This is a genomic window from Pseudonocardia asaccharolytica DSM 44247 = NBRC 16224, from assembly GCF_000423625.1.
In the GTDB taxonomy this organism is placed as follows: Bacteria; Actinomycetota; Actinomycetes; order Mycobacteriales; family Pseudonocardiaceae; genus Pseudonocardia; species Pseudonocardia asaccharolytica.
The window spans coordinates 37,150-60,030 of the sequence record NZ_AUII01000021.1; the positions used below are offsets into that span (position 1 = coordinate 37,150).

At 71.8% G+C, this 22,881-nt stretch carries 25 protein-coding genes; 11 read left to right on the plus strand and 14 right to left on the minus strand.

Features of this window, described 5'->3' with window-relative positions; all coding sequences use genetic code 11:
- Positions 1-9: 9 nt before the first annotated feature.
- The 4 genes from fahA to G567_RS0118410 all read right to left on the minus strand — a co-directional run bounded on the left by fahA (position 10) and on the right by G567_RS0118410 (position 4,201).
- Complete coding sequence (gene fahA / locus G567_RS0118395) at positions 10-1,224, minus strand: fumarylacetoacetase (RefSeq protein WP_028931142.1); 1,215 nt, start codon at positions 1,222-1,224, stop codon at positions 10-12.
- Positions 1,221-2,897: an FAD-dependent monooxygenase gene (locus G567_RS29740; RefSeq protein ID WP_084796236.1), complete on the minus strand. Its 1,677-nt coding sequence runs from the start codon at positions 2,895-2,897 to the stop codon at positions 1,221-1,223. The genes fahA and G567_RS29740 overlap by 4 nt, the downstream gene beginning before the upstream one ends.
- A gap of 33 nt (positions 2,898-2,930) precedes the next feature.
- Positions 2,931-3,893: an MBL fold metallo-hydrolase gene (locus tag G567_RS0118405; RefSeq protein ID WP_028931143.1), complete on the minus strand. Its 963-nt coding sequence runs from the start codon at positions 3,891-3,893 to the stop codon at positions 2,931-2,933.
- Positions 3,894-3,973: 80 nt separating this feature from the next.
- A complete protein-coding gene (locus G567_RS0118410; protein WP_147201052.1) occupies positions 3,974-4,201 on the minus strand; it encodes a hydantoinase B/oxoprolinase family protein in 228 nt (75 codons plus the stop codon).
- Here G567_RS0118410 and G567_RS0118415 point away from each other — a divergent pair.
- Both G567_RS0118415 and G567_RS34380 read left to right on the plus strand, forming a co-directional pair.
- Positions 4,200-4,523 (plus strand): hypothetical protein, encoded by a 324-nt coding sequence (locus tag G567_RS0118415; protein WP_028931145.1) that lies wholly within the window; start codon positions 4,200-4,202, stop codon positions 4,521-4,523. The two genes, G567_RS0118410 and G567_RS0118415, sit on opposite strands and share 2 nt — an antisense overlap.
- 290 nt (positions 4,524-4,813) lie before the next feature.
- Positions 4,814-4,987, plus strand: a complete 174-nt coding sequence (locus G567_RS34380; RefSeq protein WP_154667162.1) for a hypothetical protein — start codon at positions 4,814-4,816, stop codon at positions 4,985-4,987.
- A gap of 108 nt (positions 4,988-5,095) precedes the next feature.
- Here G567_RS34380 and G567_RS34385 read toward each other — a convergent pair whose 3' ends face one another.
- The 7 genes from G567_RS34385 to G567_RS0118455 all read right to left on the minus strand — a co-directional run bounded on the left by G567_RS34385 (position 5,096) and on the right by G567_RS0118455 (position 12,138).
- Positions 5,096-5,263: a hypothetical protein gene (locus tag G567_RS34385; RefSeq protein WP_154667163.1), complete on the minus strand. Its 168-nt coding sequence runs from the start codon at positions 5,261-5,263 to the stop codon at positions 5,096-5,098.
- Positions 5,264-5,556: 293 nt separating this feature from the next.
- Positions 5,557-5,964 (minus strand): DUF302 domain-containing protein, encoded by a 408-nt coding sequence (locus tag G567_RS32280; protein ID WP_051233267.1) that lies wholly within the window; start codon positions 5,962-5,964, stop codon positions 5,557-5,559.
- A gap of 19 nt (positions 5,965-5,983) precedes the next feature.
- Positions 5,984-8,335 carry a heavy metal translocating P-type ATPase gene (locus G567_RS0118435; protein WP_028931146.1) on the minus strand — a complete coding sequence of 784 codons (2,352 nt, stop codon included), beginning with the start codon at positions 8,333-8,335 and terminating at the stop codon, positions 5,984-5,986.
- 97 nt (positions 8,336-8,432) lie between these two features.
- The gene (locus G567_RS29750; RefSeq protein WP_051233268.1) at positions 8,433-9,158 is read right to left on the minus strand and encodes a maleylpyruvate isomerase family mycothiol-dependent enzyme; all 726 of its coding nucleotides are present in this window, start codon (positions 9,156-9,158) and stop codon (positions 8,433-8,435) included.
- 84 nt (positions 9,159-9,242) lie between these two features.
- Positions 9,243-10,157: a VOC family protein gene (locus tag G567_RS0118445; protein WP_028931147.1), complete on the minus strand. Its 915-nt coding sequence runs from the start codon at positions 10,155-10,157 to the stop codon at positions 9,243-9,245.
- Between the two features lie 29 nt (positions 10,158-10,186).
- Complete coding sequence (locus G567_RS0118450) at positions 10,187-10,732, minus strand: aromatic-ring-hydroxylating dioxygenase subunit beta (protein WP_037057640.1); 546 nt, start codon at positions 10,730-10,732, stop codon at positions 10,187-10,189.
- 29 nt (positions 10,733-10,761) lie between these two features.
- Positions 10,762-12,138: an aromatic ring-hydroxylating oxygenase subunit alpha gene (locus G567_RS0118455; protein ID WP_028931149.1), complete on the minus strand. Its 1,377-nt coding sequence runs from the start codon at positions 12,136-12,138 to the stop codon at positions 10,762-10,764.
- A 176-nt stretch (positions 12,139-12,314) separates the two neighbouring features.
- Between G567_RS0118455 and G567_RS0118460 the strand changes: the two genes are divergently transcribed.
- From G567_RS0118460 to hcaB, 3 genes are read left to right on the plus strand one after another with little or no spacing between them, the layout of a single operon-like run.
- A complete protein-coding gene (locus G567_RS0118460) occupies positions 12,315-13,241 on the plus strand; it encodes an alpha/beta fold hydrolase (RefSeq protein WP_028931150.1) in 927 nt (308 codons plus the stop codon).
- Positions 13,241-13,543, plus strand: a complete 303-nt coding sequence (locus G567_RS0118465; protein WP_028931151.1) for a bifunctional 3-phenylpropionate/cinnamic acid dioxygenase ferredoxin subunit — start codon at positions 13,241-13,243, stop codon at positions 13,541-13,543. The genes G567_RS0118460 and G567_RS0118465 overlap by 1 nt, the downstream gene beginning before the upstream one ends.
- A gap of 8 nt (positions 13,544-13,551) precedes the next feature.
- Positions 13,552-14,373, plus strand: a complete 822-nt coding sequence (hcaB, locus tag G567_RS0118470; protein ID WP_028931152.1) for a 3-(cis-5,6-dihydroxycyclohexa-1,3-dien-1-yl)propanoate dehydrogenase — start codon at positions 13,552-13,554, stop codon at positions 14,371-14,373.
- Here hcaB and G567_RS29755 read toward each other — a convergent pair.
- Positions 14,324-15,010, minus strand: a complete 687-nt coding sequence (locus G567_RS29755) for a TetR/AcrR family transcriptional regulator (protein WP_051233269.1) — start codon at positions 15,008-15,010, stop codon at positions 14,324-14,326. The genes hcaB and G567_RS29755 overlap by 50 nt on opposite strands.
- A gap of 151 nt (positions 15,011-15,161) precedes the next feature.
- Positions 15,162-15,959: an IclR family transcriptional regulator gene (locus G567_RS0118480; RefSeq protein WP_147201051.1), complete on the minus strand. Its 798-nt coding sequence runs from the start codon at positions 15,957-15,959 to the stop codon at positions 15,162-15,164.
- A gap of 229 nt (positions 15,960-16,188) precedes the next feature.
- Here G567_RS0118480 and G567_RS34885 point away from each other — a divergent pair, with 229 nt between their 5' ends.
- From G567_RS34885 to G567_RS0118500, 3 genes are all read left to right on the plus strand, one after another.
- Positions 16,189-16,662, plus strand: coding sequence for an Hsp20/alpha crystallin family protein (locus tag G567_RS34885; protein WP_028931154.1), 474 nt, complete (start codon positions 16,189-16,191; stop codon positions 16,660-16,662).
- Between the two features lie 142 nt (positions 16,663-16,804).
- Entirely contained in the window at positions 16,805-17,233 is a 429-nt protein-coding gene (locus G567_RS0118495; RefSeq protein WP_211223967.1) for a pyridoxamine 5'-phosphate oxidase family protein, read from the plus strand.
- A gap of 101 nt (positions 17,234-17,334) precedes the next feature.
- A complete protein-coding gene (locus G567_RS0118500; RefSeq protein WP_028931156.1) occupies positions 17,335-17,751 on the plus strand; it encodes a PspC domain-containing protein in 417 nt (138 codons plus the stop codon).
- Positions 17,752-18,121: 370 nt separating this feature from the next.
- Here G567_RS0118500 and G567_RS34390 read toward each other — a convergent pair whose 3' ends face one another.
- Positions 18,122-18,337, minus strand: coding sequence for a hypothetical protein (locus tag G567_RS34390; RefSeq protein WP_147201050.1), 216 nt, complete (start codon positions 18,335-18,337; stop codon positions 18,122-18,124).
- On the opposite strand from G567_RS34390, the gene G567_RS0118505 reads away from it, so the two are divergent.
- Genes G567_RS0118505 through cydD form a run of 3 tightly spaced genes read left to right on the plus strand, consistent with a single transcriptional unit; the run spans position 18,336 to position 22,880 of the window.
- Entirely contained in the window at positions 18,336-18,623 is a 288-nt protein-coding gene (locus G567_RS0118505; RefSeq protein ID WP_084796249.1) for a cytochrome ubiquinol oxidase subunit I, read from the plus strand. The genes G567_RS34390 and G567_RS0118505 overlap by 2 nt on opposite strands.
- Complete coding sequence (gene cydB, locus G567_RS33415; protein WP_084796242.1) at positions 18,526-19,491, plus strand: cytochrome d ubiquinol oxidase subunit II; 966 nt, start codon at positions 18,526-18,528, stop codon at positions 19,489-19,491. Before G567_RS0118505 ends, cydB begins: the two co-directional genes overlap by 98 nt.
- On the plus strand, positions 19,488-22,880 hold the full coding sequence (gene cydD / locus G567_RS0118515; RefSeq protein WP_028931158.1) for a thiol reductant ABC exporter subunit CydD: 3,393 nt from the start codon (positions 19,488-19,490) through the stop codon (positions 22,878-22,880). The genes cydB and cydD overlap by 4 nt, the downstream gene beginning before the upstream one ends.
- The last annotated feature ends 1 nt before the right edge of the window (position 22,881 follow it).

Consider the following 22,881-nt stretch of genomic DNA (forward strand, 5'->3'; position numbering starts at 1 on the left):
CTGTGTCACTCACGTGCGGTCCGGAGCCGGCACGATCCGGCCGCTGACCTCGCCGAACTCGATCCGGGAGCCGCCGGGCGCCGGCGCGGACGCACTGATCGTCACCTCGTCGCCGTCCTCCAGGTACGTACGGGTGCTGCCGTCGGCTAGGGTGAGCGGCTCGGTGCCGCCCCAGGACAGCTCCAGCAGCGATCCGCGCTGGTCGCGCTCCGGCCCGCTGACGGTGCCCGAGGCGTAGACATCCCCCGGCCTCGTCGGCGCCCCGTTGACGGTCAGGTGCGCAAGCATCTGCGCGGGCGTCCAGTACATGGCCGCGAACGGCGGGCGGGCGAGCCGGTGCCCGTTGAGCCGCACCTCGATCGCCAGGTCGAGTCCCCAGTCCTCGGCGCCGCGCAGATACGGCAGTGGCTGCGGGTCGCGCGCGGGCGGGGCGACGCGGGCGGACCGCAACGCCTCCAAGGGGACGATCCACGGCGAGACCGAGGTGGCGAACGACTTGCCGAGGAACGGGCCCAGCGGCACGTACTCCCACGCCTGGATGTCGCGGGCGGACCAGTCGTTGAGCAGGAACACCCCGAACACGTGCTCGGCGAAGTCCGCCACCGGGATCGAGGTGCCGAGCGCGCTGCCGGCACCGACGACGAACCCGACCTCCGCCTCGATGTCCAGCCGCACCGACGGACCGAACACCGGCTCCGGGTCCGCCGGGCCCTTGCGCTGCCCGGTGGGGCGCACGATCGGGGTCCCGGACACGACGACGGAGCCGGCCCGGCCGTGGTAGCCGATCGGCAGGTGCTTCCAGTTGGGCGTCAACGCATCCGAGTCCGGCCGGAAGATCCGGCCGACGTTGGTGGCGTGGTGTTCGCTGGCATAGAAGTCGACGTAGTCGCCGATCTCGACCGGCAGCTGCAGCGTCACCTCGGCGCGCGGATGCAGATGCGGACGCACCACGTCCGCGAATACGGGTTCGGTGAGCCATTCGACGAGGGCCCGCCGCACCTGCTGCCAGGTCGGCCTGCCCGCCGCCAGCAGCGGGTTGAGCACCGGGCCCGCGAGCAGCTGCGCGAACGGTGCGCCCGTCGCGGTGGCCACGGCACCGGCGTCGAGCACCGCAGCGCCGATCGCGACGCCGATCCGGGGGCGTCCCTCGGCCGGGCTGAACACGCCGTAGGGCAGGTTCTCCAGTCCGAAACCGGTGTCCTCGGGCAGATCGAGCCAGGTCATGAGGGCGTCTCCAGCAGAGGTGCGGGGGTGGATCGGTGGCACTGCGTCCGATCTTCGCCCATGACGGCCGTGCGGCCGAGCGCGCGGTCGAGCGCGGCCGTGACCGCGGCGGTCGCGGGCGCACCCAGCACGGCGGCGACGTGCGCGTCGGGCCGGATCACCCACACCTCGCCCGGCCGGGCCCGCAACGCCTCCGACACGGCACCGGCCGGGTCGATGTCGCTCATGGCGAGTACCCGGACCGGTCCGCGGGCGGCCGCGGCGGCCTCCCGCGTCGGAACCGGGTCGGCGTCTGCGGCGAGCAGGAGCAGGAACCCGTCGCGGGCGAGCGTTCGGAACCGGCCGGGCCCGCCACCGGGCATCCTGATCGGCGCGTCGGGTACGAGCACGCCGGGCCCGGCGGGCGGCGCCGCGCCGCGGGGCGGTCGACCGGTGAACGGCCGGGAGGGGTCGGTCGTGGTCAGCGGGGACTCGACGTACCAGAACGGCTCGGACAGCCGCCCCGAATCGACCTGCGCGCGGACCGCCGGGTCGGTCGCCGCGCCGGCCAGCACCTCGACGCGCCGCCGGGCCCGCGCCGCGTCCGGGGGCACCAGGAAGTCCATGGTCGCCGTCGTGACCTCCAGGTTCTCCCGGGCCGCGGTGTGCCGCTCCGCGTGGTAGGTCTCCAGCAGCTCCTCGGGCGCCCAGCCGTGACCGGCGTAGGCGATCTTCCACGCGGCGTTCTCGGCGTCGGCCACCCCGGAGTTGAGTCCCCGCGCGCCGAACGGGGCGACCAGATGCGCGGCGTCGCCGGCGATGAGCGCCCGTCCGACGCGCATCCGGTTCACACAGCGGGAATGGAAGCGGTAGACCGACTTCCACACGATCTCGTAGTCGCGATCACCGATGATCGCCCGGATCCGGAGGTCCAGCGCCCCCGACGCCTCCTCGCGGTCCAGGTCGTAGTCCGGGGGAACCTGCCAGTCGATGCGGAACGTCGAGTTCGGGCAGGGGTGGATGAGCACCTGCCGGCCAGGGTTCCACACCGGGTCGAAGTAGAACCGTCGCTCGGAGGCCCAGCCCGGCAGGTCGGTGCGGATATCGCAGATGAGGAACCGGTCGTCGAAGGACTGGCCGTCGAAGGACACCGTGAGCAGCCGGCGCAGCTCCTCGCAGCGCGCCCCGGTACACACGAGCAGGTACGGCGTCCGCAGGGCCGTCGGTCCGGCCGGGGTGTCGCAGTGGACGGTGACGCCGTTCGCGTGCTGCGTGAGGTCGACGACCCGGTGCGCCCACCGCAGCGTGACCAGCGGCTCGACGGCGATCCGCTCGTCGAGCACCTGCTCGGTGCGGGCCTGGGAGAGGTTCACGAACGGCGGGAACGCCGAGCTGCCGGCGTCGACGAAGGTGTAGCTGAACAACTCGCGGTCACGGTGGAAGGTCCGCGCGGTGGTCCAGGTGACGCCTTCGGCGGCGATCTTCGCCCCGGCACCCGCGGCCTCCCAGATATCGAGGACGTCACGCTGCTGGCAGATCGCCTTCGACCCGATCGGGTCGCGCTCGCTGCGCTGGTCGAGGACCACCGACGGCACCCCCCAGCGGGCCAGCAGCAACGCGGCGGTCTGGCCGACCGGGCCGGCACCCACCACGACGACCGGGTCGGCGGGCCACGAGATCGGTCCACTGTTCATGACGGAACTCCCGTCGTCGCGGACGCCGGCTCGCTAGGACTGCAGCTGAGCCCAGACCTCGCGGTCGCGTTCGGCCGTCCAGATGACCGGGCGCTCGACGCCGGACAGCTCGTCCCACAGGCGCGACACGTCGAAGGGCAGGCAGTGTTCGAAGATCGGCCACCGCCCATACTGCGGGTGCAGTGCGGCATGGCAGGTCTCGAACGCCTCGCGCGCCGTGCCTCCGCGCCGCTGCACGGCCTGCACCTCGCCGATCATGACCTCGAGGAAATGCCGCGTCTGGCTGATCGCGGCGTCGACCTGCCCGCGGCCGCGTGCCACCGCGCCTCGACCGCCCACGAGCATCTCCGCCCCGAACGCCGCCACCCGGTCCAGCGTGCCCGTCGACCAGTCGCGGTGGAAGGCATCGCCGGTGTAGAGCGCCGCGGCGGACTCCACGAGGTCCCCGGCGAAGAGGATCCGCTGGCGCGGCAGCCAGACGACGATATCGCCCTCGGTGTGCCCGCGGCCGCAGTACTGCAGCACGAGGTCGCCGCGGTCGCCGCCGAGGTCGATGGTGAGCCGGTCGGAGAAGGTGAGGGTCGGCCAGGTGAGGCCGGGGATCGACTCGGGGGTGTCGAACAGCCGCGGCATCCGCCCGTACTCCGAGTCCCAGTCCTGCTTGCCGCGCTCGGCGATCAGCTCCCGGGTCTGCTCATGCGCGACGATCACGTCCGTCTCGAACGCCGACGCCCCCAGCACGCGCACCGCGTGGTAGTGCGACAGCACGAGGTAGCGGACCGGTTTGTCGGTGTGCTCGCGCAGCCGGGCGAGCCATTTCGACGCCGCCACGGGTGTCGCCATGGCCTCGAAGCAGACCAGGAAGTCCTCCCCCTCGATCGCGCCGACGTTCGGGTCGCCCTCCGCGGTGAGTGCGTAGACGCCCTCGGCGAGCGCCTCGAGAGTCTGCTCCTTGACCGCCAGGTCCTGCGACGATGCGAACGGCTTCGGTCCCATCCCGACCCCTCCGACGATCAAAACTTTGACTATCTTGCCGGAAGAGTACGCCGGAAACCGACCCAGGGGAACCCCGCAGATCAAACCCCCAGCTCGATGACCGCCGGGCCGGACAGCGGCGAACCCGGCCTGCGCCAGGTGCGGCCGCGCTCGTCGAACAGCACCGTGACCAGGTCGCCGATCTCGTTGAAGATCGACGAACGCGAGGAGCGCACGAGCATCGTCGCCATCTCCTCGGCGATGGCGTCCACCCTGCGTTGCAGCACCGACGCGAGAATCGGATCCACTGTGGATGGTGATGCGGTCATGAGGCGCGTCCCCGCCGCCTGGTCCGGTCTCGCCGCGCTGGCCGCCGTCGCGTACGTGCTGGTCGCCGCCACGTTCCTGGTGACCGGCGGCAAGCCCTACTACCTGGCCGGGCTCTATCCGGTGCTGCTGGCGGCGGGCGCGGAGCCGGTGCTGCGGTGGGCCGGACGTGGGGCGGCGTGGGCGCGGCGGGCCCTGCTCGCCCCCGCGCACAGCGGGCACAACTCGTACTGGTCGTGGGGCCCGCCGCCGGAGGACGCAGCGACACATCCCAGGAGAAGGCCCGCTCCGCACCGGCCCGCGCCGCCAGGGCCGCGGCCATGAGGTCTTCGAGCCAGACCGCGGGGTCCCCGGGAGGGAGACGCTGCAACAGGGCATGCGCGGCGGCGTTGAGTCGCCGCCGCCCGCTCCCGGGCAATGCGCGTGACGGACCACGGAGTCGGCCGTCAGTCCGCGGCGTTGCCCCATTCGTCCGGCCGGCCCGGCGGGCTCCGAGTGCTGATGGACACAGCCGGCCCCGCCGACGCATCCCTTGCAGGAGGGAGCCCCCTGTGAGTGCGTAACAGTGTTAGAACACTGTTACGCGCTCACAGGGGGGTCTAGCCTCGGCACGCATGGCTGACCAAAGTCTCATCGAGCAGGCCCACGAGGCCGTCCTCAAGGCGATCATCAAGTCGGCGCCGACCGTCGCGAACAGTCCATCCGGAATCCGTGAACTCGCCGAGGCATTCTCGCTCCTGGAACGAAATCTCGCCCCCGATCATGGTGTGGTCCGCAGCAGAACCTGAGCCCGACGGTCATCGGTCGGCGCCTGGCGATGGTGGTGCCTGCGCCTCGGGCCGACGGCGCGGCCGGGTGCGCGCCGCGCACCGGCGACTCGCACCACACTCGCCCGTTCATGCCCGGCGTCGCGCCGGGAGGGTCGCCGCGACGAACAGCGCACCCGCGATGAGCACCAGGTTCTTGATGACGAACTCGCCCTCGGTGGTCAGCAGCAGTGGGTTGCCGTCCGACAGAACGGAGATCGTGGCGATCGGGGTCGGATTCGTGGTCGTGAGCTGCATCGTCATCTCCCATTTGCAGGTTCGGATCGGACGAGGAGAACGCTAGGAATTTCGACCTCGACCCGGACCGGCCTGCGGGAGACACCTGACCTGCCGCACTGGATGTATTCACGGGCGCATTCACCGCGCTCTCGGTGGTGTTGGACGGCCGATTCCGCGCCGGCGGATACGCCGGGAGGAGCAGCCGCCGCTCCGCGACTACCGCCCGGGGAGCAGCCGAGCCGACCACCACAACGGGACGACCGCGCCGCCCCGGACCACTGACGATGCCCGAGTATCCGCTTCGACCATGCTCACGCCCGGCGACTCCGCCGCGGCAACCGCGATCGGTGGCCGGATCCGGCTGGCCGGACGACCGCGACGGATCCTGCGCGCCGCGCACGTCGCCGTCGGGGTCGGCTGGCTGGGGCTCGCCGCCGCGATGATGCTGACGCTCGGCCTGGGCGCGGCGCTTGTCGCGGATCCCGGGCTCGCCCGCGCCGCCCGTCGTCGCGGGCGCTCACCACGACGTTGCACGGCAGCAGAACGCCGATGCTGCGGTCGATATCGAGCGCCTGGTGGGCCAGGTCCGGATTGCAGGCCCCGAGAATGTCGTAGGGCTCCATCTGCAGGCCCCGCTTCTCCCGCAGCGTGGCCTGCACGTCGATCTCGGTGAGTACGCCGAAGCCCTGCTCGACCAGCACCTCGCGGGTCCGCGACACCGCCTCGGGATAGGGCAGGTCAACCGCGATGCTGCGCTCGTGGTTCAGCGCCGGCCGGCCGGCTCGCCGGCGCGTGCGGCGGGGCCGGGGTCGGCTCCGGGGGCCGCGGCAGCTTCAGACGCTTGAGCAGCAGGGCGTTGACCGCCACCAGGAAGCTGGATCCCGACATCGACAGTGCCGCGATCTCGGGGCGCAGCACCAGCCCGAACGCCGGGGCGAACACGCCGGCGGCGATGGGCAGGGCGATCGCGTTGTACCCCACGGCCCAGGCGAGGTTCTGCCGCATCTTCCGAACGGTGCCGCGGCCGATCGTGAGGGCGGTGGGGACGTCGAGCGGGTCGGAGCGCATCAGCACCAGGTCGGCGGTCTCGATCGCGACGTCGGTGCCGGCGCCGATCGCGATGCCCACGTCGGCCTGGGCCAACGCCGGGGCGTCGTTCACCCCGTCCCCGACCATCGCCACCCGCTTGCCGGCCCGCTGCAGCTCGGTGATCGTCGCGGCCTTCTCCCCCGGCAGCATCTCGGCGATCACCCGGTCGATGCCCAGCTGCCCGGCGATCCGGCGGGCCGTCGTCTCGTTGTCCCCGCTGAGCATGACGACCTCGACGCCGGACTCGCGCAGCTCCGCGACCGCCGTCGCGGCCGTCTCCCTGGGGGCGTCGGCAAGGGCGATCACCCCGACCCCGCGCCCATCCACCGCGATCAGCACCGCGGTGCGTCCCGCGGCGGCGAACTCGTCCCGGCGCGGCATGAGCGCGTCGAAGGCGACGTCCTCGGTCACCATCAGCTTGCGGTTGCCCACCACGACGCGGCGACCCCGCACCTGAGCGAACGCCCCGTGACCGGGGACATTGCGGAAACCGGTCGGGGTCAGGTCCGGTATGCCGCGCCCGGCCGCGTACCGAACGATCGCGGCGGCCAGCGGGTGCTCGGACTCCCGCTCCACCGCAGCGGCCAGCGCCAGCAGTTCGTCCTCGGCCATCCCGTCGACCATCACGTCGGTGACCTCTGGCTCACCCTTGGTCAGGGTTCCGGTCTTGTCCATCACGACGGTGTCGATCCGCGCCGAGGCCTCCAGCGCGGTGGCGTTCTTGAACAGCACGCCCCGCTTGGCGCCCAGCCCGGTGCCGACCATGACCGCGGTGGGGGTGGCCAGCCCGAGCGCGTCCGGGCAGGTGATCACCACGACCGTGATGGCGAACAGCAGCGCCACGCTGATCGGTTCCTCGGAGAACAGGGCCCATCCGGCGAACGTGGCGGCACCGCCGAGGAGCGCGACGAGCACCAGCCAGAACGCGGCGCGGTCGGCAAGTCGCTGCCCGGGCGCCGTGGAGTTCTGGGCCTCCTGCACCATCGCCACGATCTGGGCGAGCGCGGTGTCCGAGCCCACCTTGGTGGCCCGCGCCCGCAGCGTCCCGCTCGCGTTGATCGACGCACCGATCACCTCGGAGCCGGGCGACTTCGTCACCGGGAGGCTCTCCCCGGTCACCATCGACTCGTCGACCTCGGACTCGCCGTCGGTCACCACGCCGTCGACCGGGATCTTCGCGCCTGGCCGGATCAGCAGCAGGTCCCCCACCCGCACCGCGGCGGTGGGCACCTCGACCTCCTGGCCATCGCGGAGCACCACTGCCATCGGCGGCGCCAGCTCCAGCAGCGCCCGGATGGCGTCGTTCGCCCCACCCCGGGCCCGCATCTCGAACCAGTGCCCCAGCAGCACGAACGCGGCCAGGACCGCGGCGGCCTCGTAGAACACCTCGCCGCCGCCGGTGAGGGTGACCCCCAGGCTGTAGCTCCAGCCGGCCCCGATCGCCACCGCGACCAGCACCATCATGTCCAGCGTGCGGGCCCGCAGCGCCCGGTACGCGCCGTCGAAGAAGATCCACGACGAGTAGCCGATGACCGGAAGGCTCAGCAGCAGCGAGAACACGTCGTCGCGCAGCCCGAACGGCGCCGGCACCGTGAACCCCAGCACCTCGCGCCCGATCGGCGACCACAGCAGGATCGGTACCGACAGCACCGCGGCCACCAGGAACCGGTTGCGCATATCGCGGGCCATCGCGTCCATCGACATGCCGGCGTGATGGCCGCCGTGCGCCATCTCCTCCTGGGGCTGCAGCATCGGATCGCACACATGCTCCGGAACCGACCGGCCCTCGCAGTGGTAGCCGCAGTCGCGGACCCACTCGGCGAGGTCGGCCACCGAGGTCCGCGCAGGGTCGTAGGTGATCGTGGCGGTCTGGGCCACCGGGTTCATCGCCACCCTCATCACGCCCGGCCGGCGCGACAGCGCGGCCTCCACGACGCCCTTCGAGGAGCCTCGGAGCAGGCCGGAGGCCTCGATGACCGTGGTCGCGGTGTTCGCATTCAATGTGCCCTCCCTGCGCTCGACCGCGGGCGCAGATACTATACCCCCCTAAGGTATTAGGGAACCCGGGTCGGGCCGCGGCGTGACGGGGCGGGTCAGCTCAGAGCCAGCGGGGGGCGACGGGAAGCGGGCCGGGGCCGGCGGTGACGCCCGAGCCGTCGGTGCGTCCGAGGAGCCAGCCGAGCAGGTCGGCCGCGCTCCCGCGCAGCACCTGCCCCTCGCCCTGCCCCAGCGTCCAGGCACGGTCCCGGTCGGTCGCCTCCAGCCGCGCCGACAGCATGTCCTCCCGCGCGGACATGGTGTCCGTCGCATCGTCGAGCAGGGCGTCGACGACCCCGGCGGGCAGGTCGGCGACGGTGGCGCCGGCGTCCAGGTCGACCCCGTGCAGCCACACCTCGCGCACCCGCATCCACGGGATCTCCGCGGCCGGGATCGGACGGCCAAGAGCACTGCGCACCTCGGCGCGCCAGGTCGCGTCGTCGAACGCGTCCAGCGCGGATTCCAGCGCCGCGGCGGTGGTGTGCAGCTCCTCGCGCAGCGTGGCCGCCGGCGCCTGCGCGGACGCCTCGATCGCGGCGCTGCGGTGCTCCGGGCTCGGGTACATCGGGGTCTCGACGCCCGTGCGCGCCCACGTCGCGAGCCGCTGCAGCGCCTCGGCGTTGCGGGCGAGGTGTCCGACGACGTGGGCGCGGCTCCACCCGGGCAGCGCGCTGGGGGCACGCAGCTGGTCGTCGGAGAGCTTGGTGACGATCTCCGCGACGAATGTCTCGCCGTCGCGCATCCAAGGACGGGTGACCGCGAGCTCGCGGCGGTCCTGCGCCCTCATCGGGGGGATCCCGGAGCCGGACGGCCGTACATCGTCACACCGGCATCGTGCATCGACCCGACGGGCCCGTCCAGCCCGGCCCGGTCAGGACGAACGACTCCCGGCGCCCGGCTCCAGGCAGCCGGGCGGGGGCGCGTCGCCGGGCCGATGGCCCCAGATGCTGGGGCTTCTCATATGGGTGACCACCCACTGGTCCTCGTCGACGGTGTCCGCGCCCCAGCCGTACTCGATCTCGAACCCGCTCGGGGAACGGAGATAGAAGCTCAGCATCCGGTCGTTCGTGTGCCTGCCGAGCGTCATGGCGATCGGGATCTTCCGATCCAGGCACAGGTCGTAGGCCATCCCCACATCGTCGACGGAGCCGACCTGCAGCATCAGGTGATGCAGCCCCCGCATGCCCGGGACGCCGGCGACCGCCAGGGTGTGGTGGCGCGGGTTGACGTGCAGGAAGACCAGCCGCTCTCCGCCCATGTCGATCTCGTCGCTGACCTTGAAGCCCAGCACGGTGCGGTAGAACTCCAGCGATTCCGCGAGGTCGGGCACCATGAGCACGATATGGCCGAGGCCCTGGGCTCCGGTGACAAAACCCGACATGGCCCGCCCCGGCCGGAACGACCCGGGCACGACCAGCTGGCCGTAGAACACCTCGTGGGCGAACCCGGCGGGATCGGTGAAGCCGACCAGATCGCGCACCCGGGCCGCCGCGCACTGCTCGGCGGTCGCTCGCCGCACCGCCACCCCGGCCCGCTCCAGCTCCTCGACGGCCAGGGCGAGGTCGTCCGCGCCGGGCACCTCCCAGCCCATGCGCTGGAGCCGGTTGTGGCGCCCTTCGCTGATGACGATCCGGCCGGGCCGGTCGTCATTGGTCAGCGCGACGGTGCCGTCCCGGCCGAGCGGGTCCTCCGACACCGCCAGCCCGAGCACCTCGGGACCGAAGGTGGACCACTCCTTCGCCTCCGGCGACTCCAGCCGCAGGTAGCCGAGCGATGTGATCTTCATGGTTGCTCCGGTTCGATGCCGCGCGTGGATCAGAAGAAGTTGCTGAGGTTCTGCGACAGCAGGACCGTCTGCTCGAGCAGGATGTGCCGCCGGGCGATCAGGAACGAGCCCTCGTGGCGACGCAGCAGGTCACGGCGCGAGCCGGCCCAGGTCGTCTCCTCCGACTTCAGCCGGGTGCGGTAGAGAATGAAGTTGGACGACACCTCCAGCTCGTCACCCCGGTCCTCCTCGATCCGCACGTTGGTGACGAAATGCCGGGTGCGCGACGGCGGGTCCTCCGCCCACGCCGTGCCGGTCGCGAGCTTGGCGACCCTGCCGAGCAGGATCGGCTTGGTGTCGTCGAAATAGGCGATCTCCCCCGGCTTCGTGAACTCCTTGTCCAGCTCGCGGCGCAGCCGGGTCCGCCGGATCGGCATGAAGTAATGCGTGTCGTCGCTGAACAGTTGCACCCACTCGTGGTAGCGGTGGGCGTCGAGCAGCGCCGCCTCGTCGGTGTAGAAGCGCTCCACCTCGAACTGCCGCAGCGCGGCCGCGAGCGTGTCGGTCTCGGCTCGGATGCTGTGGTCGACGGTCATGGTCGTCCTGTTCTCGGCTCGGTCGGCGGTCAGATCACGTCGGGCGGGGTGGTGCGGTTGCGCAGCTCGTCCCAGCCGCATCCGGACAGCCACGCCATCCACGACGCGAAGGTCCACAGCTGCCCGTGCTCGTTGATGCCGCATTCGATATAGGGCGGGTCCTGGCCGTCGTCGTCCACGATCTTGCCGCGCCCGAGGTTCATCTTGAGCGCCTGCGGGATCATCCGGCTGGCCGTGCCACGAGTCTGTATGGTGCTCTGCGTCCAGTTCTCGCCGTCTTCCTGCTCCAGCGCGCCGGCGGGCCCGAAGACGTGGATGGCGGCCTGGATCGTCATCGCCCGCTCCTGCGGGCCGGCCTCGCGCGGGACGAAGGTGAACCACCAGATCTCGGTCAGCTCCGGGCCCCGCGGCACCCGTAGCGAGACCTGCCGGATCTCGGGGGCGATCCACAACGTCGGGAAGATGTTGGTGTGGCCGACCGCCCGCCGCGCCATCGGCCCCAGCGCCTCGCGCGCCCGCGGGGTATCGCGCCAGGAGTGGTCGACCGCTCCGTCGAGGTTGCCCATCGTCTCCACGGTGGGCCCCGCGAGGGCGTGGCCGAAGACGTCGAGGAACACGATCTGGTCGGGGGTGTCCTCGTTCGCCACGCCGCCCATCAGCTCCAGCTCGGCGCCGTCGGGGCCGGCGACGCCGGTGGCCGACATCTGCCTGCCCCGCGGATCGGTCGGCGCCGGGACGAGCCCGGCCTGCAGGGCGGACAGGTGGGTGATCTGCGGGTGGTACCAGTCGAACAGGTTGTCCACGGCGAACTTCCAGTTGCACGGGATGACGAACTTCTGGATCCCCGGGACCACCTCCATCTCGCCCTGGCCCGCGATCATCTCGAGCCCGGCGCGTCCCGTGCGGCCGAGAAACTCCGCGAGCGGTGGAGCGTCGCGGTCCGCGGTCGCGAAGACGAAGCCCCGGTAGGTGTCCAGTTGCGCGACCTCGCGCAGCCCGTGGGCCGCGAGGTCGAGTTCGTTGTGGTACAGCTCCTGCAAGCCCGGGACCCCGATCAGCTTCCCCGCGAGGTCGTAGGTCCAGCCGTGGTAGGTGCACATGAAGTTCTTGACGTTGCCCTCTTCGGCCCGGCAGACCGCGTTTCCGCGATGCGCGCAGGTGTTGAGCAACCCCTTGATGCCACCGTCCTTCTGGCGCACCACCAGGACGTTGTCGCGGCCCATCGGGGCCTCGAAGAAGTCGCCCGCCTTGGCGATCTGGCTCTCGTGACACAGGAACAACCAGCTGCGACCGAAGATCGACGTGATCTCCTGCTCGAAGATCTCCGAGTCGCTGAAAATGCTGCGATCGATCTCGCCTCGGTCCAGAGAGACGAGCTGCTGCAACTTCTCGGCCGCGATGGCCATGGCTTTCCTCCTGATCTGGCTCGCGACGCCGGCGCAGGGCCAACCTATGTTCGCCGCGCACAGCCGACCGAGCGGCTCGTTCCATGTCGTGGAACCGATCCGCCGTCCCAGCTCGGTTCCACGTCGTGGAACAGCGCCGTACCGAGAGCCGCCTCGGATGGGCTTGTCTGCTCCGTATGGAGGTCCTGACGCTGTCGAAGACGGTCGCGTGCAAGCCGCTCACCGAGTGGAAGTCGGTCGCGACCGAGCTGCTCGGCACCCAGACCAGAATCGTCCAGGGAAAGCGCTGGCGACACCGCGTCATCGAATGCGGCGACGGCGAGCCGCTCATCTTGATCCACGGCGTCGGTGGCCACGCCGAGACCTACGCCCGTAACCTGCACAACCTGGCCGCCAACGGCTTCCGTGTCTACGCGGCCGACGCGCTGTACCACGGTTTCACCGACAAGGAGCCCTACAACGACGAACAGCGGCTGGACCTGCAGGTGGATGCGCTCGCGGACCTGATCGAGGGGCTGGGCTATTCGTGGGCCCATATCGAGGGTGAGTCGATGGGCGCGGTGATCACCTTCGAGTTCGGTATGCGGTACCCGCAGATGTGCGGGAAACTCATCCTGAACACCGGGTTCGGGATGGTGAACCTCAAGAAGACGGACTTTCGCCCCCAGCCCGGCGGCGGCCCCGCGCTGCAGGAACTGTCGGTCCGGTCGGTGGTGAACCCGACGTTCGAGACCGTCCGGAAACGCATGGAATGGCTGGTCGCCAGCCCGGAGCGGATGACTGACGAAATGGTGGAGATCCGGCTGCGGCTCTACTCCTTCCCGGAGATCTACCGGTCGATGCAGAACGTGTACTGGATCGGTAGGCAGTGGCGGTGGGCCCCGCGGTGGGAGGAGGAGGAGCTCACGAAGTTCCAGCCCGAGGCGCTGGTCTTCTGGACCGAGCACAATCCCGGCCAGGGCCCGGACTACGGCGAGTACGTCGCCGGGCTGATCCCGGGCGCCAAGTTCTACAACATGGCCGATGCCGCGCACTGGCCGCAGTGGGAGAAACCCGAGGAGCACGACCAGGTCCTGATCGACTTCATCAAGGGCGACCGGTGATGGCGTGGGTGCGGGCCTGCGGCGCCTCAGAGATCAAACCAGGTGAGGCGGCCCGGATCGACGCGGACCCGCCGGTGGCGGTGTTCAACGTCGACGGCGAGTTCCTCGCCACCTCGGACACGTGCACACACGAGGAGTCGTCGCTGGCCGACGGCTACGTCGACGGCGCGCAGGTCGAATGCGCGTGGCATTTCGCGAAGTTCTGCCTGCGCACCGGCCGGGCCCTCAGCCTGCCAGCCACCGAGGACCTCACCACCTACCGCGTGCGGGTGGCCGACGACGCCGTCTTCGTCGACATCTAGGAGAAGCCATGGGTTGGTTGGACGGCGACGTCGCCCTGCTCACCGGTGGGGGTTCGGGGCTGGGCCGCTGCATCGTCGATCGCTTCGTCGCCGAGGGGGCGCGGGTCGGTGTGCTGGAGCTCGACCCCGACAAGGCGAAGGCGCTCGCCGGCCGCTTCGGCGAGCGGGTCCTCGTGGTCGAGGGCGACGCGACGAGCCTCGCCGACAACGAACGGGCCGTGGCCGAGACGCTCGCCGAGTTCGGCCGGCTCGACACCTTCATCGGCAACGCCGGCCTCTGGGACTTCAACACCCCGCTCGAGGCGCTGCCGGGTGAGACGCTCCCGGCGGCCTTCGACCAGATCTTCGGGCTCAACGTCAAGGGTTACCTGCTCGGGGCCAAGGCCGCGCTGCCCGCACTGCGCGAGAGCGAGGGCAGCATGATCTTCACCGTGTCCAATGCGGGGTTCTGGCCGGGTGGTGGCGGCCCGCTGTACACCGCGTCGAAGCACGCGGTGATGGGCCTGATCAAGCAGCTGGCCTACGAGCTGTGCCCGGACGTGCGGGTCAACGGGGTCGCGCCCGGCGCGATGCCGACCGATCTGCGCGGCCCCCGCGCACTCGACCTGCAGGACACGTCGTTCGGGGCGCTGCCGGTCGAGGACATGACGGAGCGGTTCTCGCCGCTGGAGATCCGGATCACGCCGTCGGACTACACCGGCCACTACGTGCTGCTGGCGTCCCGGGACAACGCGCGGACCGCGACGGGATCGGTGCACAACTGCGACGGGGGCGTCGGGATCAGCGGGCGCCGGGCGATGGAGGCGGCGATGGCGAGCCTGCAGGAGTGATGCAGGCCTGCAACGCGGCCCCGAACAGCGTCACGATGTCCTCGACCTCGATATCGGATGCCGCTGGGAGCCGGGTGTCGGGTTCGAGCAGGGTACCGAAGGCGAACAGGCCGAACCCGACCGCCTGGGCGGCGACGAGCCGGGCCCGCAGCCATGCACCGGGGCCGGGCAGGGTGGCCACCAGCGGGTCGATCAGGCGCCGGTTCACCTCCTCGACGAACAGCGTCTTGGCCTCCTCGACGTCCAGGGACCGCACCAGCGCGATCGCCGGGAAGCTGATGTCCGGGTCCAGCCAGTACGCCACGAGCTGGCGCGCCAGCCGCGGGCCCAGCGTCTCCAGCGGCCCCGCGAGATCAGCCGCGTCGATATCGGGACCACCCTCGATCTTCGCCACTTCCCGGAACAGGTTGTGCTTGGAGCCGAAGTAGCGCACGACGAGCGGGGCGGTCACCCCGACGTCGTCGGCGATGTCCTTGAGGGTGACGGCGGCGTATCCGGCTCGGGCGAACCGGCGGCCGGCTGCGACGAGGATATCCCGCTGCGTTTGCTCGGCGGATTTCTTGCGGCGCGGCCGGGTAGCTTTATCCTCGCCCGCCCCGCCGTCGGTGAGGGATTGCGCCATCCGAACGCCGTCCATCGTCCATCTCCTTCACCACGTGCCGGATACGCCATTCCCACCCAACCACAGCCGTCGACGTTATGGAGCCATAACGTCGGTGGCGGCACACCTTCAGCGACGTTATGGAGCCATAACGTCGGTGGCGGCGGCGCGCGCTCGAGGATGGGCATCAGGAGCAGGCGCGCGAGAGCGTGTCGGCCACCTTGCCGAGCCGGGCCCCGAGGCGCCGCGGGTCGAACCGGGCGGTCGGCGAACTGATCGACAGCGCGGCGATCGCCTCACCGGTGCGGCGATCGACGATGGGCGCCGCGACGCAGGCCAGCCCCAGCCGGCATTCCTCCAGGTCGACCGCCACCCCCTCGTCCCGCGCCCGGGACAGGTTCCGGCGCAGCAGGTCGGGGTTGGTCGTGGTGTGCGGGGTGCGGCGGGCCAGACCATGCGCCACAACGCGTTCGACCGTCTCCGGGGCCGAGCGGGACAGGATCGCCTTGCCCAGCGCCGTGCAGTGCGCGGGATTGCGCCCGCCGACGGTGGTCGGGCAGGGCACGGCGCGGTGTCCGAAGACCTTCTCCAGGTAGAGCACCTGCTGGTCGTGCAGGATGGCGAGGTGCACGGTCTCGAGGGTCGCGTGGTGCAGTTCGGCCATGAACGGAACGGCCTGCTCGCGCAGCCCGCGAGGCCGCAGCGCGCGCGACCCGAGTTCGAAGACGTGCTCGCCCAGCCGGTACCGGTTTCCGTCCCGTTTCACATATCCGTGATTGATCAGCACAGCCAGTAATCGATGGGCGGTCGATTTCGGCACGCAGGCGCGCGAGGCGAGCTCGCTCACCCCGAGTACGGACCGGGATCCGTCGAAAGCACTCAACAGTGCCAACGTACGACTCGCCGCATTGGTTGGAACCGGATTTCCCAGAAGTTGCCGAGAACGCCGACAATCCGATTGGACGACGACGCTGGCCTCACTCATGGCGACCTCGATCACTGCGAAGTAAATAATTATTTACATGCTAGGGGGCTCCGTTGCAACTGTCAACGGACAAGGTGGTGACCGCGTACTGCTCCGACCGGGCGCGACGGTCGTCGCGCCCGGTCGGAGCCCTCGGACCCCCGCGGATCGGGGACAAGGTCCCTGCCCGCCGCCGCGGAACCGGGGCAGGGTCGAGGGCGTCGGAATCGTCCCTACGGAAGGACTGCACATGAGCAGCGTGATGCGGCGTGACCGCGGCAGCGACCTCGCAAACCGGTTCAACCGGATGGACCGCATGTTCGATGACTGGATGCGATCCCTGTCCGTGCGCCGGCCGTTCGGGCTCAGCTGGGAATGGCCCGGCGAGGACCTCATCGGCGTCGATGTATTCCGTGACGGCAAGACCCAGGTCATCCGAGCCGAGCTGCCCGGCGTCGACCCCGAGAAGGACGTCGAGATCACCGTCAGCGACGGGATGCTGCGCATCAACGCCGAGCGCCGCATGGAGGACAAGGTGGAGGAGGACGGCTACCTGCGCCGCGAGCTGCGCTACGGCAGCCTGAGCCGGACGATCCCCCTGCCGGACGGTGTCGCCGAGCCCGATATCAAGGCGACCTACGAGAACGGCATCCTCGAGATCCGGGTTCCCGAGCCGGAGCAGGTCGAGCGCGAGCCCGCCAAGATCCAGATCACCAAGGGCTGAGCCCCGCGTGCGACGCCGGGTCGTCCGACCGGGTGGCCCGGCCCTGTCGCGTCCCGATTCGGAATGGGACCTCCGGCCCTGTCCAACAGGGGCACAGCCCGCGACCATGCAGGCGAAACAGAGAACGACCGGAGGCCATATCTTGTCCACATCAGCCAGGGACACCGAGCTCGTCGAGATCGGCCACGACGAGTGCCTCCGGCTCATGGCGAGCGGAGCCGTTGGCCGAGTCGTGTTCACCGACTTCGCCCTACCCGCAGCTCATCCCGTCAACTACATCCTGGACGGTGAGGAGGTCGTCTTCCGCACCGGGACCGGGAGCAAGCTCGCGGTGGCGACCCGCAACGCGGTCGTCGGTTTCCAGGTCGACGAGATCGACGAGGACAGCCGCACCGGGTGGAGCGTCCTGGGCGTCGGCGTGGCCTACGAGGTGACCGAGCCCGGCAGGCTCGTCGACCTCGCCGGCCGCATGCCCACCCCGTGGGCTCCCGGTCGCATCGCGCACACGATCGCGATCCCGTTGCAGCAGCTCAGCGGGCGCAGGCTTGCGGTGGTCAGCGCGGTGAGCTGACCGGAGAGGGGCCCTCCGCCGCCTCGACCCCGGGCTTTCGGCCCGCGACACGCGACGACGCGCGCGGCACCGTCGAGGTCGAGCCCATCCGGAGGTGAGCCATGACGGATCCCGGTTCCCCGTCCCCACCCGTCCAGGAGCACAACGTGCGCCGGCTTCGCCGCAGCCGGCGCGATCGCATGATCGGCGGCGTCTGCGGCGGCATCGCCCGCTACCTCGGCGTCGATCCCGTTCTGCTCCGTATCGCCGCGGTGGCGCTGGCCCTGTCGGGCGGCGCCGGGGTACTGGCCTACATCGTCGCCTGGGTGGCGCTGCCCGAGGCCCGCGAGGACGAACCCGAACACACCGGGTCACCGGCCGCATGGCAGACGGTGGCCGTCGCCGTCGGCGCGTCGCTCGTCGCGCTCGGTGTGCTGCTGTTCCTGCGGCAGTGGGCGCCGTGGTTCGGCGAGCACGCGTTCTGGCCGCTGGTCGTCGTGGCCATCGGCGTGCTCGTCGTGTTCTCGGCGAGGCGGTGAGCCGTGAGCACGGGGAACAGCGTGAACGCTCCGGCCACGATGGACGCTGAACGGCTCGCCGGGACCGGATCGGCCCTCGGCGAGCCCGGCAGACCGCCACGAAGACAGCCGCACTGGAACCGCATCGCCGTCGGCCTGCTGCTCACCGTCGGAGGCCTGGCCTGGCTGCTCGACGGCCATGGCGTGCCCATTCCGTGGCGGATGGCACCCGCGATCACGGTGATCGTGGTGGGCGTCGTGCTGCTGCTGTCGCTGACCGGAGGTCGAGGCCGGGGCGGGCTCGTCTCCCTCGGGATCATCCTGCTGCTGCTGGCCATCGCGGTCGGCGTCGGCGCGAACCGGTGGGCGGGCCCGGTGGGCGACCGGACCTTCACCGCCGGTCCCTCTCACCATCGGCGCCGCGCTCGGGTTCCTGCTCGCCGGCACCGCCCTGCTGCTGCAGGAGCTGGGGCTGCTGGCGGTGAGCTGGGCGCTCGTCGGGCCGCTGCTGCTGATCATCGTCGGGACCGCGACGGCGGGGGCGGGCGCGGTCGGCTCGGCGCTGAACCGCGGTCCGGGGGCGGGTGCCCCGTGTGCTGTCGTTCATGGCCACCGGCTCCTTCGACGGTGAGGTCGAGGGAATCAACGACCTGCAGGCGGCCGCCGAGCAGACCCACGGCCCCGGCGACTACCGCCCGAACATCCCCGTCTCCTGCTGGAGCTTCCGGCTGATGATCGGCTTCGGTCTCCTCGCCGGGCTGATCTCGGTGCTCGGGCTGTGGTTCACCCGCCGCCGTGCCCGCAGCGTGCCCCGCTGGTTCTACCCGGCGGCCGTCGCGGGGCTCATCACCCCGTTCGCCTGTTCACCGTGCTCTACGGCGCCCTCGCGGTGATCGACGGCGTGCTGATGGTCCGCTACGCCCAGGCGGGCCCGCCCCCATCGGCTCCGGCCGGCGACGACGACACCGACGAGTCGCGGGCGGCCCCACCTTCGCCGCGTTCCCGGAGTGGTACGCGAGCCTGTTCTCCGGGTTCTACCTACCGCTGCTGCTCATCCTCGTCGCGCTGATCCTGCGCGGGGTCGCGTTCGAGTTCCGCGGCAAGATCGACAGCGATCGCCGGCGGCGGAACTGGGACCGCGCCATCATCGTCGGCTCGTTCGTGCCCGCGCTACTGTGGGGCGTGGCGTTCGCCAACATGGTGCAGGGCGTTCCGCTGCACGCCGACCACGAGTTCACCGGCACGCTGCTGACCCTGCTCAACCCCTATGCACTGCTCGGCGGCCTGGCCACCGTGCTGCTGTTCCTCCTGCACGGCGCGGTGTTCCTCGCCCTCAAGACCACCGGTGATGTGCAGGTGCGGACCGCCGGACTGGCCCGCGGGGCCGGCGTCGCCGCGATCGTCGCCGCGCTCGCGCTGGTCGCGGGCATCGGTGCGGCCGGCATGGGGCGCGAGGGCTGGGCGTTCCTGTTCACGGCGGTGGCGGTGATCGCGGTGACGGTGACGCTGTTCGGTTCGCTCTACCCGGACGTCCTGCCGTCGACGACCGATCCGGCCTACAGCCTCACCACGACGAACGCCGCGTCCACCCCGGACACGCTGAAGATCATGACATGGGTCGCTGCGGTCTTCACCCCGGTCGTGCTCGCCTACCAGGCCTGGACGTTCTGGGGGTTCCGCCGCCGGATCGGCCGTTCCGACATCCCGCCCGCCGCCGGCCTGCCGCCCCGCAGACAACCCGCCACCAGCGGGCGACCGTGAAACCACTGGACCCACGGCTGCTGCGGCACGCCTCGGCGGCACGACGGTTCGTCGTGCTCGCCGCGGGTGTCGCGGTGGCCACCGCGCTGCTGGTCCTCGTCCAGGCGGAGCTGCTGGCCGACGGGATCGAGCGTGCGTTCCTCGGCGGCGCCGGGCTCGGCGAGCTCACCTCGGTCCTGCTGCTGTTGTTCGCGCTCGTGGCCGGGCGCGCCGCGCTGTCCTGGGCGGGCGAGGTCGCCGCGCACCGCGCCGCCGCCGATGTCATCCGGCAGCTGCGCGCGAAGCTCGTGACGCATGTGCTGCGGCTCGGTCCCCGGCACCGGGATGTCCCGCCCACCGGTGAGCTCGCCACGCTCGCGACCCGCGGGCTCGACGGGCTGGAGGGGTATTTCAGCCGGTACCTGCCGACGCTGTTGGTGGCGGCGGTGGTGCCGGCCGTGGTGGCGGGGCGCATCCTGTTCGCCGACTGGGTTTCCGGGCTGGTCATCGCGGTGACGGCGCCGCTGATCCCGATCTTCATGATCCTGATCGGGCTGTACACGCAGCGGTCCACCGACCGGCAGTGGCGCGCGCTGGCCGTCCTCGGGCACCACTTCCTCGATCTGGTCGCCGGGCTCGAGGTGCTGGTCGCGTTCGGCAGGGCCGGTCACCAGTCGTCCCGCCTGCGCATCCTCGCCGGGGCCTACCGCAAGGCCACGATGCGCACGCTGCGGGTGGCGTTCCTGTCCGCGCTCGCCCTCGAGCTGCTCGCGACACTGTCGGTCGCCCTCGTCGCCGTGTCGGTGGGGCTGCGGCTGGTCGAGGGCAGGCTCGACCTGGCGACCGCGCTGCTGGTGCTCATCCTGGCGCCGGAGGTCTACCTGCCGCTACGCGCGGTCGGGGCGCGGTTCCACGACTCCGCGGAGGGCCTGGCCGCCGCGACCGAGGTGTTCGCCGTGCTGGAGACGCCCGCGCCCGCCGCGGCCGGGCGCACGCCCGCGCCCGACCCGGCACGGGTGCCGCTCCGGCTCGAACAGGTGGTCGTGGACGGCCGCGCGGGCCGGATCCTGGACCGGCTGGATCTGGTCGTGGAGCCGGGCACCGTGCTCGGCGTGCGGGGGCGCAGCGGCGCGGGCAAGTCCACGCTGCTCGACCTGCTGCTGGGTCTGCGCGGGCCCGATGCGGGCCGCATTTCCCTTGGTGGTGTCGACCTGGCGGAGATCGACCGGGCCGCCTGGCTGCGGCGCGTCGCGTGGGTCCCGCAACGGCCGGTGCTGCTCACCGGCACCGTCGCCGACAACATCCGGCTCGCCGACCCGGACGCCGCCGAGGAGCGGGTCCGCCACGCCGCCCGGGTCGCTGCCCTCGACGTCCCGCTCGACACCCCCGTCGGCGAGGACGGCACCGGCCTTTCCACCGGTCAGCGCCGCCGCGTCGCGCTGGCCCGCGCGGTGCTCGCCGACCGGCCGCTGCTGCTGCTCGACGAACCCACCGAGGGGGTCGACGCCGACACCGAGGCCGCGATCACCGCGGCACTGCCGCGGATCACCGCGGGACGCACCGTCGTGCTGGTCAGCCACCGGACGCGGGTGCTCACCCACTGCGACCGGGTGGTCGAGCTCGGGGCCGTCGCCAGCCCGGTGACCGCGCCCCCGGCACCCCCGGCACCGCAGATCGGCGCGCCCCCGGCGGTCTCGGTGTCCGCTCCGGAACTCACCGACGTCCGGCCGGTCCGGGGTGCCCTGCGCTGGGTGCTGTCGGCGGCCCGCCCGCAGCGGGGCCGCCTCGCACCGGCCGTGCTGCTGGGCAGCGCGGCGCTGGGCTGCGGGGTGGCGCTCACCGCGACCTCGGCCTGGCTGATCTCCACCGCGGCCCTGCAACCGCCGGTGCTGACGCTGATGGTCGCGATCGTCGCGGTGCGCGCCTTCGGCCTCGGCAAGGGCGTGCTGCGCTACGCCGAACGGCTGGTCTCGCACGACGCCGTGCTGCGCGCGATGGCGGAGCTGCGGGTGCGGATCTGGGAGTCGCTGGTCCGCCTCGGACCCCCCGCGACCGCCCGGCTGCGCCGCGGTGAGCTGCTCTCCCGCCTGATCGGCGACGTCGACGCCCAGCAGGACCTGCTGGTACGGGTGCTGCTGCCGGCCGCGTCGGCCGCCGTGGTCGGGCTGGGCACCGCGGTCGGGCTCGGGCTCCTGCTGCCGGTCGCGGGCCTCGTCGTGGCCGTCGGTGTCGTCGTCGCCGGAATCGTGGCGCCCGCGCTCACCGCCTGGGCCGTGCACCGCACCGAGCGGCGCACCGCGGCCGCCCGCAGCGACGTGGTCGCCCGCGCCGTCGAGGTGCTCGAGGCCGCACCCGATCTCCTCGTGTTCGGCGCGGCGCAGCGCTACCACCGCGGGCTCGCCGCCTCGGACGTCCGGCTGGGCGGGCTGCTGCGGCGCAGCGCCACCGCTCGCGGGCTCGGCGGTGCGCTCGGCGTGCTGGCCATCGGCACCACCACCGTGCTCGCCACCGCCGCCGGGATCGCCGCGCTGCGCGCCGGGCTGCTGCCCGGGCCGGGGCTGGCCGTGCTGGCGCTCACCCCGCTCGCGCTCGCCGACGTGGTGGCCGGGCTCCCGGACGCGGCGGTGCGGCTGCTCGCCGCGGGGCCCGCCGCGCAGCGGCTCGCCGAACTGGAGCGCCGGCCGGCGCCGGTCACCGACCCCGAACACCCCGCTCCGGTCGGGCCGCCTGCCACGCTGGAGGCCCAGTCGCTCGCGGTGCGCTGGCCGGGCGCGACCCGCGACGTGGTGCGCGATGTCGACCTGCTGCTGCTGGACGGCGGCCGGGTCGCCCTGACCGGCCCGTCGGGATCGGGCAAGTCGAGCGTCGTCGCCGCATTGCAACGCATGCTCGACCCCAGCGCGGGCCGCGTGCTCGCCGGCGGCCGCGATGCCCGCACCCTGACCGGTGACGACGTGCGCAGCGGCATCGCCTGGTGCGGCGCCTGGACCCACCTGTTCGACAACACGCTGCGCGCGAACCTCCAGCTGGCCGCGCCGGACGCGACCGAGGAGAAGCTCGTCGACGCACTGCGCCGGGCCCAGCTCGGCAACTGGCTCGCCGGCCTCCCCGAGGGTCTCGACACCCCGATCGGCGAGCACGGCGGCGCCCTGTCCGGCGGCGAACGCCAGCGGCTGGGCGTGGCCAGGGCACTGCTGGCGAACCGGCCGGTGCTGATCCTCGACGAGCCCACCGCGCATCTCGATCCGGAGACGGCGGATGCGTTGTCCGCGGAGCTGCTCACGGCCACCGCCGGACGAACGGCGCTGCTGGTCACGCACCGGCCCGAGCAGACCCCCGGCATCCCGCAGGTGCGGCTCGGCCACCCCGCCGGCAGCGGCGGCCCGGCCCGGCTCGGACCGATCGGCTGAC